The sequence below is a fragment of the Winogradskyella sp. PG-2 genome, from assembly GCF_000828715.1.
Taxonomy (GTDB): Bacteria; Bacteroidota; Bacteroidia; order Flavobacteriales; family Flavobacteriaceae; genus Winogradskyella.
On sequence record NZ_AP014583.1, the window covers coordinates 350,249 to 364,799 of the forward strand.

The 14,551-nt window shown below is 32.1% G+C and carries 18 protein-coding genes; 10 read left to right on the forward strand and 8 right to left on the reverse strand.

Features of this window, described 5'->3' with window-relative positions:
- Positions 1 to 31 precede the first annotated feature (31 nt).
- Positions 32 to 1,102, reverse strand: coding sequence for a branched-chain amino acid aminotransferase (locus tag WPG_RS01670; protein WP_045468545.1), 1,071 nt, complete (start codon positions 1,100 to 1,102; stop codon positions 32 to 34).
- Between the two features lie 116 nt (positions 1,103 to 1,218).
- On the opposite strand from WPG_RS01670, the gene WPG_RS01675 reads away from it, so the two are divergent.
- The 3 genes from WPG_RS01675 to WPG_RS01685 all read left to right on the forward strand — a co-directional run bounded on the left by WPG_RS01675 (position 1,219) and on the right by WPG_RS01685 (position 3,460).
- Positions 1,219 to 1,725 carry a DUF4920 domain-containing protein gene (locus WPG_RS01675; protein ID WP_045475045.1) on the forward strand — a complete coding sequence of 169 codons (507 nt, stop codon included), beginning with the start codon at positions 1,219 to 1,221 and terminating at the stop codon, positions 1,723 to 1,725.
- Positions 1,726 to 2,409 carry a tRNA (5-methylaminomethyl-2-thiouridine)(34)-methyltransferase MnmD gene (gene mnmD, locus WPG_RS01680; protein WP_045468547.1) on the forward strand — a complete coding sequence of 228 codons (684 nt, stop codon included), beginning with the start codon at positions 1,726 to 1,728 and terminating at the stop codon, positions 2,407 to 2,409.
- 145 nt (positions 2,410 to 2,554) lie between these two features.
- Positions 2,555 to 3,460, forward strand: coding sequence for a TIGR01777 family oxidoreductase (locus tag WPG_RS01685; RefSeq protein WP_045468548.1), 906 nt, complete (start codon positions 2,555 to 2,557; stop codon positions 3,458 to 3,460).
- Here WPG_RS01685 and WPG_RS17175 read toward each other — a convergent pair.
- Both WPG_RS17175 and WPG_RS01695 read right to left on the reverse strand, forming a co-directional pair.
- A complete protein-coding gene (locus WPG_RS17175) occupies positions 3,452 to 4,243 on the reverse strand; it encodes an anti-sigma factor domain-containing protein (protein WP_052471118.1) in 792 nt (263 codons plus the stop codon). The genes WPG_RS01685 and WPG_RS17175 overlap by 9 nt on opposite strands.
- The gene (locus WPG_RS01695) at positions 4,240 to 4,794 is read right to left on the reverse strand and encodes an RNA polymerase sigma factor (RefSeq protein WP_045475049.1); all 555 of its coding nucleotides are present in this window, start codon (positions 4,792 to 4,794) and stop codon (positions 4,240 to 4,242) included. Before WPG_RS01695 ends, WPG_RS17175 begins: the two co-directional genes overlap by 4 nt.
- A gap of 128 nt (positions 4,795 to 4,922) precedes the next feature.
- Here WPG_RS01695 and WPG_RS01700 point away from each other — a divergent pair, with 128 nt between their 5' ends.
- Positions 4,923 to 5,435 (forward strand): fasciclin domain-containing protein, encoded by a 513-nt coding sequence (locus WPG_RS01700; RefSeq protein WP_045468551.1) that lies wholly within the window; start codon positions 4,923 to 4,925, stop codon positions 5,433 to 5,435.
- A 140-nt stretch (positions 5,436 to 5,575) separates the two neighbouring features.
- On the opposite strand, the gene WPG_RS01705 is transcribed toward WPG_RS01700, so the two are convergent.
- Positions 5,576 to 7,606: a dipeptidyl-peptidase 3 family protein gene (locus tag WPG_RS01705; protein ID WP_045468554.1), complete on the reverse strand. Its 2,031-nt coding sequence runs from the start codon at positions 7,604 to 7,606 to the stop codon at positions 5,576 to 5,578.
- 92 nt (positions 7,607 to 7,698) lie between these two features.
- On the opposite strand from WPG_RS01705, the gene WPG_RS01710 reads away from it, so the two are divergent.
- Positions 7,699 to 8,718 (forward strand): SRPBCC family protein, encoded by a 1,020-nt coding sequence (locus WPG_RS01710; RefSeq protein WP_045468555.1) that lies wholly within the window; start codon positions 7,699 to 7,701, stop codon positions 8,716 to 8,718.
- Complete coding sequence (gene crcB, locus WPG_RS01715) at positions 8,719 to 9,087, forward strand: fluoride efflux transporter CrcB (RefSeq protein WP_045468556.1); 369 nt, start codon at positions 8,719 to 8,721, stop codon at positions 9,085 to 9,087.
- On the opposite strand, the gene WPG_RS01720 is transcribed toward crcB, so the two are convergent.
- On the reverse strand, positions 9,084 to 9,686 hold the full coding sequence (locus WPG_RS01720) for a DUF1684 domain-containing protein (protein ID WP_045468557.1): 603 nt from the start codon (positions 9,684 to 9,686) through the stop codon (positions 9,084 to 9,086). The genes crcB and WPG_RS01720 overlap by 4 nt on opposite strands.
- Before the next feature lie 233 nt (positions 9,687 to 9,919).
- On the opposite strand from WPG_RS01720, the gene WPG_RS01725 reads away from it, so the two are divergent.
- Genes WPG_RS01725 through WPG_RS01735 form a run of 3 tightly spaced genes read left to right on the forward strand, consistent with a single transcriptional unit; the run spans position 9,920 to position 12,311 of the window.
- Positions 9,920 to 11,134 carry an MDR family MFS transporter gene (locus WPG_RS01725; protein ID WP_045468558.1) on the forward strand — a complete coding sequence of 405 codons (1,215 nt, stop codon included), beginning with the start codon at positions 9,920 to 9,922 and terminating at the stop codon, positions 11,132 to 11,134.
- Positions 11,131 to 11,508 carry a VOC family protein gene (locus WPG_RS01730; RefSeq protein WP_045468559.1) on the forward strand — a complete coding sequence of 126 codons (378 nt, stop codon included), beginning with the start codon at positions 11,131 to 11,133 and terminating at the stop codon, positions 11,506 to 11,508. Before WPG_RS01725 ends, WPG_RS01730 begins: the two co-directional genes overlap by 4 nt.
- Positions 11,509 to 11,558: 50 nt before the next feature.
- On the forward strand, positions 11,559 to 12,311 hold the full coding sequence (locus WPG_RS01735; RefSeq protein WP_045468562.1) for a DJ-1/PfpI family protein: 753 nt from the start codon (positions 11,559 to 11,561) through the stop codon (positions 12,309 to 12,311).
- 1 nt (position 12,312) lies between these two features.
- Here WPG_RS01735 and WPG_RS01740 read toward each other — a convergent pair whose 3' ends face one another.
- Positions 12,313 to 12,756, reverse strand: a complete 444-nt coding sequence (locus WPG_RS01740) for an Lrp/AsnC family transcriptional regulator (protein WP_045468565.1) — start codon at positions 12,754 to 12,756, stop codon at positions 12,313 to 12,315.
- A gap of 116 nt (positions 12,757 to 12,872) precedes the next feature.
- On the opposite strand from WPG_RS01740, the gene WPG_RS01745 reads away from it, so the two are divergent.
- Positions 12,873 to 13,268 (forward strand): hypothetical protein, encoded by a 396-nt coding sequence (locus WPG_RS01745; RefSeq protein ID WP_045468573.1) that lies wholly within the window; start codon positions 12,873 to 12,875, stop codon positions 13,266 to 13,268.
- Between the two features lie 17 nt (positions 13,269 to 13,285).
- On the opposite strand, the gene WPG_RS01750 is transcribed toward WPG_RS01745, so the two are convergent.
- Both WPG_RS01750 and WPG_RS01755 read right to left on the reverse strand, forming a co-directional pair.
- A complete protein-coding gene (locus WPG_RS01750) occupies positions 13,286 to 13,894 on the reverse strand; it encodes a DEAD/DEAH box helicase (RefSeq protein ID WP_045468576.1) in 609 nt (202 codons plus the stop codon).
- A gap of 25 nt (positions 13,895 to 13,919) precedes the next feature.
- Complete coding sequence (locus WPG_RS01755; protein ID WP_045468579.1) at positions 13,920 to 14,459, reverse strand: sigma-70 family RNA polymerase sigma factor; 540 nt, start codon at positions 14,457 to 14,459, stop codon at positions 13,920 to 13,922.
- Between the last annotated feature and the right edge of the window lie 92 nt (positions 14,460 to 14,551).

The window sequence follows — 14,551 nt, forward strand, 5'->3', positions numbered from 1 at the left end:
AAATGAAAATATTGTTTACGGAAAATTACAGCTAACACACTTTTACTCTCCAGTTAAAAGGATCGCTTGTTTGGTTGGTTTGTATATCCGTAATACGCTTTTTTAACAGTGTACCATAAGTGTTTTCTAGTACTGGCAACTCATAATCTTTATCCTTAAAACCAAAGCCAGAGATAGGTGAAATTACAGCTGCTGTACCAGCACCAAACAATTCTTTAAGACTACCATTCTCAGAAGCTTCAATAAGTTCCGATACTTTTATTTTCCTCACTTCTGTGGCAATTCCTTCAGCTTCAGCAATTGCTAAAATACTTTTTCGTGTGATTCCATCTAATATACGATCACTTGTTGGAACTGTAAGCAAGGTATCATTAATTCTAATAAATATGTTCATCGCACCAGCTTCTTCAATATATTCGTGAGTGTTGTCATCTGTCCAAATAACTTGCTGATACCCTTTTTCTTTGGCTAATTGAGTTGGATAAAACTGGCCAGCATAGTTACCTCCAGCTTTAGCAAAACCAACACCACCATTAGCCGAACGAGAATATTGCTCTTCTATCAGCACTTTGACTTTACCAGAAAAATAAGGTCCAGAAGGTGCACAAGCAATAATAAATCTATAAGCATCTGCTGGAGAGGCATGAAAACCTTCCCCTGTTGCAAACATAAAAGGACGAATGTAGAAGGAACTTCCATCAGCTTTAGGAATCCAGTTCTTTTCAACCTTAAGCAATTCTTCTAGTCCATTCATAAAATATGCTTCTGGTATTTCTGGCATTGCTAGACGCTTAGCAGAAATATTCATACGCTTTACATTATCCATAGGTCTGAATAAAAACACATTATCCTCAGCATCTTTGTATGCTTTCATCCCTTCAAAAATAGATTGTCCGTAATGAAAAATCTTAGCAGAAGGCTCCAAACTAATTGGCTGAAAAGGCACAATCTTTGGTGTTTGCCATTTTCCATCTTTATAATCACAAACAAACATATGGTCTGAGAATACACGGCCGAAGTCTAAATTATTAAAATCGACATTGGAAATATTAGTCGTTTCAGATTTTTCTATATGAATATCCTCACTGTAATTAATAGTCATAATCCTATGATTTATTTAGCAAAAATACATAATCAATGCCGTTAATAAAAGGCTATATTCCCTTAAATTTTGTAAATTCGCAATTCAATATTTTATCAATAAAAAACTTATTAATAATGAAAAAAATACTCTTATTCATAGCTCTTACTTTAAGTATGCTTTCTTGTAAAGACGAAACAAAAACTGCTGAAACTAAAATACAAGACGTTAAAGAAGAAATTGCTTATGCTTCTATAGGAATGGAAATTAATGATGCAGACGCTTTAACTTCTGAGCGTATGATGGTACATTATAAAAACATGAAAGCTGGAGATACTGTACCAACTAAAATAAAAGGGAAAATCATAGAAGTATGCTCTAAAAAAGGCTGTTGGATGACTTTAGATATGGATGGTGAAAACGAAGTAATGGTAAAATTTAAAGATTATGGCTTTTTTATGCCACTAGATGCTGAGGGAGATGTGGTTGTTAACGGAAAAGCATTTGTTACTGAAACTCCAGTTGATGAATTAAGACACTATGCTGAAGATGCTGGTAAATCTAAAGAAGAGATTGAAGCCATCACTGAACCAAAACTAGAATATCGTTTTGAAGCTGATGGAGTCTTACTTAAAACTGAGTAATTGAATCGTAAAATAATCACCACATCTGATGGTTCTAAAACTATTCAGATAGAAGACTGGGATGAACAATATCATTCCATCCATGGTGCTATACAAGAAGCAAATCATGTGTTTTTAAAACATGGTTTGCTTTTCTTTTGTGCTGAATTTATTTCAGAATCTAGTCCAATTTCAATATTAGAAATAGGTTTTGGCACAGGGCTCAATGCTTTTCTCACATTAATAAAAGCTGAATATCTAAAGCAATCCATTAACTATGTTGGAGTTGAAGCATACCCTGTTTCTTCTGAGGAGATTGAACAACTGAATTACGTTGAACTCATTTCAAAAAATCACGCTGATGAATTTCATAAAATGCATAGTTGTTCTTGGGAAGAGCAACATAAAATAACATCAGCTTTTCAACAAGAAAAACAACAAAAATTCTTCAAAGATATTACCGCTAAAGATAAATTTAATATTATATATTTTGATGCTTTTGGTGCACGTGTTCAACCCAATTTATGGACAGAAGATATTTTTAAAATCATGTTTAATGCCTTGAAAAAAAATGGTGTCCTAGTTACATATTCTGCTAAAGGAAGTGTAAGACGTGCTATGCAAGCTGTGGGATTTGAGGTTGAACGTTTACCTGGACCTCCAGGTAAACGTGAAATGTTACGAGCACGCAAAATGAGATCGTAACAATCGGGAAGCATAATGAGTCAAATGTTGAGAGCAACGAAATGAAAAAAGTTAAATTACATCTTATTAACTCACCAAACGTTAAATCCAATCTAAAAACTACTACAACCGTTTTAACCTTTTGTATCTTTATAAAAAAGAAAAAATGACCGTTTTAATAACAGGGGCGACAGGATTAATTGGACAGGAGATTGTAAAACAATGTCATGCAGAAGGCATTTCTGTGCATTACTTAACGACATCAAAATCTAAACTCAGTACTGATTCTAAATACAAGGGATTTTACTGGAATCCAAAAAAAAACGAGATAGACCATAAATGTTTTGAAGGCGTTTCTGCTATTATTAATATGGTTGGCGCATCTATTTCTAAGCGCTGGTCAACGGATTACAAAAAAGAAATACTCGAAAGTCGAACTATAACCGCTCAACTTATACAAGATACCATAAAAACGCATCAGTATAAGATAGAACATGTCGTTTCTGCTAGTGCCATTGGTATTTATCCAACAAGTGAGACAAATTATTACGAAGAAAATTATACTGAAGTATCTTCATCCTTTTTAGGTAACGTTGTAGGACAATGGGAAGCTGCAGTAGATGGATTTAAAGCTTTAGGTTGTAAAGTTGCTAAAATTAGAATTGGTTTAGTTTTAGCTAAAGACGGAGGTGCTTTACCAGAAATTATGAAACCTATAAAGTTAGGAGCAGGTGCAGCTTTTGGTAATGGCAAACAATGGCAAAGTTGGATTCATATTGAGGATTTAGCTACTTTATTTGTATATACTCTACAAAATAAATTTGAAGGAATTTATAATGGTGTAGCACCAAATGCGGTTAGTAATAGAGAACTCACCAAAGTTGCCGCCAGTGTTTTAAATCGGCCTTTAATTCTGCCCAACATACCTAAATTTGTCATGAAATTAGCTTTAGGTGATATGCATATTCTTTTATATGAAAGCCAACGTGTGAGCTCTAAGAAAATCGAAGTAAAAGGGTTTCATTTTAAGTATGCTAATTTGAGACCTGCTTTAGAAAATCTTTTATCTTAAATACACATTAGTTACCAAACGTGCTACAGTAGGTTGATCATTTCCACCAGCTGGCTCTATTGTTATATTTAAAGATTCAGCAGCATCAATATATGCCATAGTCATAATCGTTTTGTCTTTAGAAATAACTCCCATATCTATCATTTCACCATCTACATCTGCCCACATTTGATAATCGTGATCCGCATCTAATTCTGGTAATCGTTCTGTATTAATTATTACAGATTTGGACTGATGATTGACGTAGCTCACCACTTTTGCTTCTGGTAAAGATGCATTTCCTTTCAAAATATACTGCTCTGTATCAGGGTTTACAATGGCATTGAAGGACGCATTATTTTCTTTCAGTTTTACGTTTAGGACTTCAATAGTAGAGTTGAGTTCTATGTTATTTGTTTCAACAACTTGTAACTGCTGTTTTACCTCATTAAGTTGAGAGTACATCCAAAAACTACCAATCATTAATAAAGCAGCAAAACTTGCTACCATACCTAAATAAAACTTTGAATTATTATTTTTATTAAGTGCTATAACTTTAGACTTTTCGTTAGATTCTGCCATAACACCTTTCAAAAGATTTGACTTTACAAATGCTGGAGGAGTAATAGAATTTTCTAAACCTATTTTTTCAAAAACTTCTTCTAATTGGTCAAAGTAAGATTTTAGTTCAGCATCAGATACAACTAATTGCTCAATCTGCTCACATTGTGTCGCATTGAATTCTCCGAGCAGATTTTGCTCTAATAATCCATTTTCTAACAGCGACTTCTTCTCTATCTTCATAGCGCATTTAGTATTAGTAATATTAGACCTAAGGATTTTGCATACGTCGCTCGAAGCTGTTTTAAAGCTTGACGTATGTAAGACTTAAATGTTCCTAAAGGCACATCCATTTCTTGATGTGCTTCTTGGTGCGTTAAACCTTTAAAGTATACCAATTCAATTGCTTCTTTGTGGTGTTCCTGTAAAGTAGTAACCGCTCCATTGAGTTTTGAATACTCAGGTTCTATACTAATAGCATCTTCTTTATTAGTATGTACACTAAAATCATCGGTTTGGATGAGCAAATCCGTTTTCCGAAGCACATTTAACGTTTTGTTCTTTGCAATACGATATATCCATGTGTAAAAACGGCCTTTATCCTCGTCATAGCTTTCTGCTTTATCCCAAACGGTCATGAACGTATCTTGAAGTAAGTTTTGGGCTTTACCCTCATCATGGATCATTTTCAAAATGACACTATAAATTGCGCCAGAATATTTATCGTAGAGTAAGGCTAATGCACGCTCATCTTTATTTTTTAAATCTTGAATAAGTGTAGTATCGTTCTGCATTAATGTTAAAGATTTCCCAAAAATAAAGTCCTGCTCATCCAGAGCAAACATGCTTGTGTAAATATAAATGAAAGCACTTCAAAAACGAAATAAGTGCATTAATTAGTTTAACCAAAATTTAAAAAAACATGAAAAAATTAGTTTTTATTTTAACAACCTTCGTAGCCTTAACATTTACACAAACCGCAACTGCACAAAAAACAATCGTAGATGTTGCTTTAGGCAATGAAGATTTTTCAACATTAGTAGCTGCACTTAAAGCAGCAGATTTAGTTGGTGCTTTACAAGGTGATGGGCCTTTTACAGTATTTGCACCAACAAACAGTGCGTTTGCTAAAATTGATAAAGAAGCATTAGCAAATTTATTGAAACCAGAAAATAAAGAAGCACTATCAAATATTTTAACCTACCATGTAATTTCTGGGAAATTAATGGCCAGCGATGTTGTTGCTGCTTTGAAAAAAGGAAAAGGGAAAGTTGAAGTTAAAACTTTAAATGGAACAGTTTTAACTGTTGTACAAAAAAAGGGTAAAATCTGGTTAAAAGATGCTGCAGGAAATTATAGCGAAATTACAGCTACTGATGTTGCAGGTAGTAACGGCGTAATTCACGTTATTGACACTGTAGTAATGCCTAAATAGTTTAAGTGTTTAATTAATTTAATAGTCCTTACTACAAAGTTATTAATCGTTTTTTTGATTGATGGTGATTGATTAATAGCAAAGAAAAAGCACTTACAGAAATGTAAGTGCTTTTTTGATTTATTTTATTTAGTCTAAACTTAGTTCACATCAGGAAGATGGTTATAATTTTTACTGTAATTAAGCATCTGCTCTGGATAACCAAGAGGCTGTGTTACTTTAATTGCAATAATTTCGCCTGCATCATTTGTTTCTGGTACTAATACCGGATTCACAAACCCACTGTAAGGTGCAGATGTAAATTGCTTATTACGCTCTAGAACCTCAGCATGTAATATCTGGTCTACTTTAACACCATATCCTTCTACTAAAGCTTCAACAGCTTCAAAATCTCCTTCAGATTTAATACGCTGCGTTTCTCTTAATAACTGCCCAAATAGATCATGTAACTTTTTATAATCATTGATATTATAATACGTTTTACCATCTCTAGTCACTTTTTCAATCACATTATCTGCTTTTCCTTTTTCATAAGCCCAAGCTGAAACCCATTGCCTGTTTCTCATGTGTGCTTCTTCAACATCATCACCAAGATTTAAACGAATTAATTGACTCATCAATCCATTTCTAATATAGCCATCAAAAGCAGCTTTTCCTACTTTTTCCCAATCTTCAACTAAGCCTAACTCTTGTAATTTAGAATCATACAAATAATATAGACCAACCAAATCTGCTCGTCCTTCTTCTAAGGTAGATGCATAATTTTTAAGTGTTTCTTTAGTTTCACCAACACCTTTATTTAACTGTCCAGATGCATGACCAATAACTTCATGTAAAGCCGTATGAAGTTTATCAGCTAATCCACCAAACTCTTCTTCAAGATGTAACTCTTCATCATCATGAACAAATTCTTTTAAACGACCTGAACTCCCTGCATTGGCATAAGCATTAATAATATTACCAAGAGATACAGACTTACTTCCTACTTCTTTTCTTATCCAGTTGGCATTAGGTAAATTAACACCAATTGGTGTACTAGGAGATGCATCACCAGCTTCTCCAGCTACGGTTACTACCTTATAAGTTACACCCACAACACTGTCTTTTTTGTGTTCTTCCATTAATGGTGAATTATCTTCAAACCATTGGGCATTTTCAGATAATACTGCCATTTTTTCAGACATATCAAAGTCATTTATTTGCACAATATTTTCATAAGAACCTCTGTAACCTAATGGATCATTATAAACTTCTATAAAACTATTTATGTAATCTACATTACCTGCTGTTGCGGCTGTCCAAGCAACATTATAATCATCCCAAATCTGCAAATCACCAGTCATGTAATATTTAATTAATAAGTCAATCGCTTTACCTTGTGCTTCGTTTTCGGCTACTCCTCTAGCCTTTCCTAACCACTCAATAATATTATCAATTGCCTCACCATATAAACCATCAGATTTATAAACACGCTCTTTTAGTACACCATCTTCTTTTATTAATTGTGAGTTTAATCCATAAGATAAAGGTCTATCCCCATTTGGAGATTTTTTAGCCTTGTAGAAATTAATCACATCTTCGCTTGTTACATCAGGTCCGTAAAAATTAACAGCAGACAAAGCGACATTATCAACACCTTTAGCCTGATTTACTTTCTTAATATCTTTATCATCAAATATAGCATTGAAAGCTGCACCATCTAATTTTGTATTAGTTGCCTTTAGCAATTCATTTAAATAGTCTTCAGAGAAACCTGGTTTCAATTTATCATTAGAATAATGATGATGAATCCCATTACTAAACCACACACGTTTTAAATAGGTTTCAAAAGCTTTCCAATTATCCGAACTTTTATCATCTGCACTGTATGTTGTGTAAATATTTTCTAAAGCACGTCTAATTTTAAGATTGTGTCTATAATTCTGATCCCACATAATATCACGACCAGCAAGACCCGCTTCTGTTAAATAATAAACTAATTTTTGCTCTTTTAAAGTTAGATTGTCCCAACCAGGAATTTGATAGCGAAGAATCTTAATATCAGCAAATTGCTCTACATTAAAACTAAATTCTGTAGCTGTTTTTTCTAAAGATTCTTCTTTAACATCCTCCTTACAAGCCACTATTAATATAGCAAAAAGGAAAACTTTAAATATTGATTTTAACTTCATAGTATTTGTTTTATTTAGTTGCACACAAATGTAACATATATATAACATATCATAAAATTACTATCTTTGGGAAACTACTAAATTAGATTAAAATGAGATCCCTAAAATTCATTGTTTTACTATTGCTTGTCCTAATTATTGGGTTCTCAATATATATAGCAGTACAACCAAATTCTTTTGACGTTACTAGAACTAAAACTATAAATGCTCCTCAAGCTGTCGTTTATAATAATGTTATTGATTTTAAAAACTGGGAGGCTTGGAACTCTTGGAAAGAAGAAAAACCAGAAACTATAATAACACTCCCTGAGCAAACTTTGGGTATTGGAGGTTCTTACACTTGGGAAGATGAAGATGGAATTGGTAGCATGAAAACTACAGGTACAGAATCTATGAGTTCTATTTCTCAAAAAATGCAATTTGGAGATAACCCAGATTCTGATGTCACATGGAACTTAAAATCAAATGAAGATGGAACAACTGATGTGACTTGGAATATAAAAGGTAAAGATTTAGGATTTGATTTTAAAGTATATACAACCTTAAAGGGTGGCATGGAAAAACTAATTGGCCCTCATTTTGAACGTGGTTTGACTATGCTAGATAGTGTGTTACAAAAAGAGATGAAAGTCTATAATATTGATGTTAAAGGTGTAACCCAACACAGTGGTGGTTATTACCTTTATAAAACAACCTCATGCAAACTAAGTGAATTTGAAAAAAATATGAAGCAAATGTTGCCAGAGGTTGGTGCTTATGCTATGACCCATAATGTAACCATGGCTGGACCACCTTTTATTTCTTATCTTAAATGGGACGAGGAAAACGATGCTACTATATTTTCTACTTGTGTGCCAACAAATTCAAAAATTGTTTCTGATGAAGCTGATATTTTAACAGGTCAACTAGAATCTTTTAGAACCGTTAAAATTGTTTTAAAAGGAGATTACAAAAACCTAAAAGAAGCTTGGGAAGCTGGTATGAAATATATCACAGATAATAATTTAGAAATGATTGAAGGAGGTCCGATGCTAGAAACGTACCTAACAGATCCTATGAGTCATCCAAACCCAGCAGATTGGGTTACTGAAATTTATGTAGCCATAAACTAGATGAAACAACTCATATTGGTTTTTGTAGGTGGTGGTTTTGGAAGCGTAATGCGTTTTATTATTGGAAAATGGTTAAATAACTCTGAAAACGGAATTCCATATGGCACATTTCTTGCTAATATTATAGGTAGTTTGTTAATTGGAGTTATTCTTGGTCTAGCGGCGAAAAATGAAACTTTATCTCAAAGTCAGACTTTACTTTTAGCTACTGGATTTTGTGGTGGTTTTACAACCTTTTCAACATTTGCATATGAAAACCATGTATTTTTAAAATCTGGTGACTTTACTAGTTTTGCTTTATATACTATCGCCAGTTTTGTAATTGGTTTTTTAGCTGTATTCCTTGGCATGTATTTGGTAAAAGCTTAATGCTTTATATAATTTTTTGTGCCTGCTTCTATTTTTATATCTAGGTAATTGCTTCTTGGTACTATTGGGCAAGAATATTTATCATTATAAGCACAATAAGGGTTATAAGACTTATTAAAGTCGAGTTCTATAGTGTTTCCTTGAGGTATTCTTAAATCTATATATCTTCCACCGTCATAACTAGATGTTCCATTTGTATTGTCTAGAAAAGGTAAAAATAAATAATCTTTATAATCTTCTTCTTGTATTACTTCTTCACCTTGGTATACATTAAGTTGAAACTTTCTATCTTTTAATTCAAAATTAAGAATACCATAGATACGTTCCTTTCTTAAAGTTCCAGTGGTAGTTTTCATATTAAACCACTCTGATTCTGGCGTACGATTTAATATAGCCTCTACAGCAAAAATTGAGTCAATAGAGAAAAAATCTAAACGCTTAAATACTTTTAGATCTTTAGCTTTTAAAGGAGATTTTGTAGCATCTTTAAAATCAGCATTCATTTTTTGTTGCCATTCGTTTTCACCACTAAGCTTCTGTTTACCCTGTGTACAACTCACAAAAATCAGAACAAATAAAAAAGTAATTAAAAATCTCATTTATTTAATTTTTAGATTTCAAAAGTACGATTTCTCAAATTTTATCGTAGCTTTGAGTCATTATTTAAGAAAAATAATGTTACAAGTTATTAGATATAAAAAGCAGACCTGTGTGATTTCGTTAGAAAGCATTCGGACGCATTATCTATTGTAGCTATACTCATATACTATTAAACAATATTTAAAAGTTCGACGATAACGTCGGACTTTTTATTTTTATAACAACGACCAAAATGAAAAAACTTTATTTTAATTATATAGAGTCATTCAAAGACCTCTCGAAAGAAATATGGTTCCTCTCACTAATTAGTTTAGTAAATAGAGCAGGCACAATGGTCATACCCTTTTTATCATTATACCTAAAAAAAGATTTAGGTTATAATGAAAATGATATCAGCTGGATTTTAGCATGCTTTGGTATTGGGTCAGTTATTGGGTCCTGGCTAGGTGGTAAGCTTACAGACATTTTTGGATTTTATAAAGTAATGGTTCTAAGCCTGTTCGCAACTGGTCTATGTTTTATAGCCTTACAATACATAAGTTCTTTTTGGGGACTTTGCATAGGAATATTAATAACTATGTCTATTGCAGATAGTTTTAGACCTGCAATTTTTGTTGCTATAAAAGCATATAGTAAACCCGAAAGCAGAACACGATCAATAGGGTTATTAAGACTTGCCATAAATGCTGGAATGGGAATTGGTCCAACACTAGCAGGTATCATAATTGTTGTTAAAGGCTATAGCATTCTATTTTGGATTGATGGTATAACATGTATTGTTGCCATAGTTCTATTTTATTTTTTAGTAAAAGAACCGCTAAAAAAACCTACCGAAAAACTTGAAGAATACAGAAACCTAGATAAAAATAGTGTTTATAAAGATTTTTCATTTTGGATTCATTCTGTGATATGCTTTCTTTTTGGGATGGGGTTTTTTCAATTGATATCTGCACTCCCGTTATATTACAATGAGATATTTAAACTTAATGAGTTTAAAATAGGCATGTTGATGCTTGTAAACATATTGGTCATTGTTATTTTCGAAATGCCCTTACTTAATTATCTTGAAAAAAGAGCGATTCCTGTAACTAAGTTCATATTAATGTCATGTGTTTTATTATGCCTGAGTTATATCGTACTTTATCAAAATTTCTGGATTGGTATTCTACTTATTAGTATGATATTATTAACATTTAGTGAAATGCTTGGATTTCCTTATACCAATAAATTTGTATTATCACGTGCAAAAGAAGGTATAGAAGGGAGTTATATGGCTATGTATGCTATGTCTTTTTCTTTGGCACATATTTTTAGCCCAAAGATTAGTTTAAGTATTATATATAACTATGGCTATCAAGTTAATTGGTTAGTTTCAGCGGGTTATGGTTTATTAGGAATAATTCTATCGTACTGGTTATTTAATAGAATGAAAAAAGAAAAGTTATGAATCTAAATCCAGTTACAATTTCGTCTTTAGATGTTAAAAAATCAACAGAATTTTATAAAACACTAGGTTTAAAGTTAATTGTAGATGCCTTACCTAGATATGTGCGGTTAGAATGTCCAGATGGAGAATCTACGTTTTCAATATCAAAGGTTGAGGAACTTCCTAATAGAAATAAAATCACTTTATATTTTGAGGTCAATAATCTTTCTCAAACAGTAAGTGAACTCAAGGAAAAAGGTATTACTTTTAATACTGAAATTGCTGAACAACCTTGGTTATGGAGGGATATTCATTTAAAAGATCCTGATGGTCATAATCTTATTATTTTTAATGCAGGTGATAATCGTAAGAATCCGCCTTGGAGGATTAATTAATGTTTTGTCATTCTGAACTCGTTTCAACATCAAAGCTTAAAATTTATAAAATGAAAAATATAATATTGCTTCTTCTCATATTATTAATAATGAGTTGTAATAACTCAAATAAAAAAGAAGTATCAGATGAGACCCTGAAACAAGTTCAGAATGATAAACAATTCCCTAAACTAGAACCTAATCGTTATAATGTTGCATTTCTTATTATGGAAGGTACTTATAACACAGAACTTACTGCACCTTATGATATCTTTCAACATACCATCTTCAGAGATAGTATTAAAGCTATGAATGTATTTACGGTTGCTAATACAGATAATCCAATTACCACATTTGAAGGTATGCGCATATTACCAGATTTTAATTATGTGAGTGATTCTTTACCAAAAATTGACATCTTAGTTGTTCCAAGTGCAGAGCATCATTTAGATACTGATTTAGAAGATAAAATCATGTTAGATTTTGTAAAGCAAGTAGATAAAGAAGCACAGTTTATAACTTCACATTGTGATGGAGCATTTGTATTGGCTAAAGCAGGTCTATTAAATAATGTTGTTTCTACGACTTTCCCAAGTGACATTGATAAAATGAGAGCTATGTTTCCTATTTTAGATATCAGAAAAGAAGTGCTTTTTGTTCACGATGGAAAATATATTACTTCTGCGGGTGGCGCAAAATCTTTTGAAGCTGCTTTATACTTGAGCGAGCATCTCTACGGAAAAACAATTGCCAAATCTTTAGCTGATGGTTTGGTAATTGATTGGAATTTAGAAAAAGTACCGCATTTAATAATTAAAGATTAATTTATTTCAGAGGTTTAACCTCACTATGCTTTACAACATGAGATAAAACAATCTGCGTTTTAGTCTCACCATAAATAATCAACTGATCAATAAAATTTTCTAAGTGTTTTTGATTTTTCAAAACGACTTCTATTACTATATTTTCGTATCCAGTGATTCTATAACAATTAACGACCTCATCGTAAGTTTTTACTTTCTCTAAGAATGGTTTTAGCATTCCCATAAACGCATGTAAAGTAATTAAAGCTTTAAGCTGATAACCGACTTCAAAAGGAGAAATAAATGTGGTATAGCCTTCTATGATTTCTGCATCTTCCATCTTCTTAATACGCTCACTAACAGCTGGTGAGCTCACTCCTACACGTCGTCCAATCTCTGCATTAGACATACGTGCATTTTGTTGGAGACACTTTAAAATCTTCCAATTAAGATCATCCATAATCATCTAAATAAATATCGCTATAATAATATAAAATCTAAAGTAAATATACATAAATACTTTAAATATTAAAGTTAAGTATCACAACTAGTGCTTAATTTCGTATGCATTGCTATTGAAAAATGAATTACAACATACCATCTCACCTGTCTGACCTGCCTATATATAGAAAGGCAATGGACATTATTTTGATTTCTCGAAATATATCTACATACCTAAACCATGATTTGGCATGTTTAAGAGATGATGGTTCTGAGGATAATGATATTTATTTTTCAGGTGATATTGTACAACAATCCACCAATCTTGCTCCAGAGATAATTAGTGCAGAACGCGAACGTTATTCAGACAGAAAACACAAACATTTAGAAAGCTTAGATCTTTTAACAGATAGATTATACACTAATTGCAAACGCTTAGAGCGCTCAAATAGTAATGGGAAAGACTATTTAGCTATGTTGCGTTATGAACTACGTAAATTTAGAAAGCTACAACGTAGTTGGATGATGACATTATAATTTCTTATTAACGTCTTCTAATTAACCAATTTTGCATTACTCATAAAAGCATTCTGATAATTCTTAATTTTAGAATTCATTTCTTCTGCAATTATTACATATTGACACTTACTGAGACTTTCTGATAATCGTAGAATGTGGTTATAAGCATTATTTCTACCTAAATAATTTGCATCTTCAATAGCAAATAATTGAATTTCCCCTAAATGAATCCCATTTAAAAAATACAATTTACTTAGTCTTGCTGGAGTTGCTATTACAATATCTTGACCTGGATAAATTTCCGTTTTTTGCTTTTCTATATCATATTCGTCATACAATGCATATAGTCGTAAGTCTGTATTTCTTGTAAAACGTTCAAATTCTTCTTTCAACGCTAAAGCATCTTCTTTATCCTTAACAACAATAATGGCTCTTGGTGAATCCTCAAAAGCAGAAGCTTTTAATTTGTGAACCATAGCAATAATGAGTGCTGTCGTTTTCCCACTTCCTTTTGGTGCAACTATATATGCATCTGATCCACCTTTTAGTGATGGCAAAACTTTTTTCTGAAAAGGATTAGGGGTGTCGAACCCTAAATTCTCGAGTGATTCTTTTAATAAAGGATGAAGTTTTTTGAATGACATATTTTGTATTTGAACAAAGATATCATTAATGGCATACTTTACAATCAGCTTTGTCTTGTATTTCACCTACTAAATAACCATCTTTATTCATTTCAAAGCCACAACAATCCATAAAACCTTGAGCAATCAGTCTTCTAGCAAACTGTATTTGAGATTTCACTGTTGGTAATGGAAGATTCAATCTTTCTGCTACATACTTTTGTTTTAAACCCATAATATCTGATAGAAAAATAGGGTCTCTGTACTTTTTAGGGAGGTTAATTAATATACCTCTTAGACAATCTTTCTCGGTATGTGTAGCAGATTGCGAATCTATTTCGTATTGAAAATCTTTTAGCTCTAATGCTTTCTTTGAAGATTTAAAATAGTCGAGAATGGTATAGCGAGCTACTGAAAAGAGCCATGTTTTTAACTTACTATCATCCTTAAGTGTATGTAGTTTAGTATGCACTTTGATAAATGTATCTTGTAGGATATCATCTGATATACTTTCATCTTTAATTTTACTTAAGATAAAACGTTTTATATCTGCTGAATATATATCCCAAACAGTTTTTGTTGTCATGGTAAAAAATCAATTGAAATCAGCTTGTAACAATTCTAATATTGGACAAGCTTATTATATAGTTAACAACTACAATTTGTACATGTACAGTT

Bases quoted from the DNA above. Each gene is read 5' to 3' on its own strand.
- WPG_RS01750 (WP_045468576.1), bottom strand. From the start codon at position 13,894: ATGTCATTCAAAAAACTTCATCCTTTATTAAAAGAATCACTCGAGAAT.
- crcB (WP_045468556.1), top strand. From the start codon at position 8,719: ATGAAACAACTCATATTGGTTTTTGTAGGTGGTGGTTTTGGAAGCGTA.
- WPG_RS01710 (WP_045468555.1), top strand. From the start codon at position 7,699: ATGAGATCCCTAAAATTCATTGTTTTACTATTGCTTGTCCTAATTATT.
- WPG_RS01755 (WP_045468579.1), bottom strand. From the start codon at position 14,459: ATGACAACAAAAACTGTTTGGGATATATATTCAGCAGATATAAAACGT.
- WPG_RS01670 (WP_045468545.1), bottom strand. From the start codon at position 1,102: ATGACTATTAATTACAGTGAGGATATTCATATAGAAAAATCTGAAACG.
- WPG_RS01685 (WP_045468548.1), top strand. From the start codon at position 2,555: ATGACCGTTTTAATAACAGGGGCGACAGGATTAATTGGACAGGAGATT.
- WPG_RS17175 (WP_052471118.1), bottom strand. From the start codon at position 4,243: ATGAAGATAGAGAAGAAGTCGCTGTTAGAAAATGGATTATTAGAGCAA.
- WPG_RS01705 (WP_045468554.1), bottom strand. From the start codon at position 7,606: ATGAAGTTAAAATCAATATTTAAAGTTTTCCTTTTTGCTATATTAATA.
- WPG_RS01720 (WP_045468557.1), bottom strand. From the start codon at position 9,686: ATGAGATTTTTAATTACTTTTTTATTTGTTCTGATTTTTGTGAGTTGT.
- WPG_RS01675 (WP_045475045.1), top strand. From the start codon at position 1,219: ATGAAAAAAATACTCTTATTCATAGCTCTTACTTTAAGTATGCTTTCT.
- WPG_RS01695 (WP_045475049.1), bottom strand. From the start codon at position 4,794: ATGCAGAACGATACTACACTTATTCAAGATTTAAAAAATAAAGATGAG.
- WPG_RS01700 (WP_045468551.1), top strand. From the start codon at position 4,923: ATGAAAAAATTAGTTTTTATTTTAACAACCTTCGTAGCCTTAACATTT.
- WPG_RS01745 (WP_045468573.1), top strand. From the start codon at position 12,873: ATGAATTACAACATACCATCTCACCTGTCTGACCTGCCTATATATAGA.
- WPG_RS01725 (WP_045468558.1), top strand. From the start codon at position 9,920: ATGAAAAAACTTTATTTTAATTATATAGAGTCATTCAAAGACCTCTCG.
- WPG_RS01735 (WP_045468562.1), top strand. From the start codon at position 11,559: ATGAAAAATATAATATTGCTTCTTCTCATATTATTAATAATGAGTTGT.
- WPG_RS01730 (WP_045468559.1), top strand. From the start codon at position 11,131: ATGAATCTAAATCCAGTTACAATTTCGTCTTTAGATGTTAAAAAATCA.
- WPG_RS01740 (WP_045468565.1), bottom strand. From the start codon at position 12,756: ATGATTATGGATGATCTTAATTGGAAGATTTTAAAGTGTCTCCAACAA.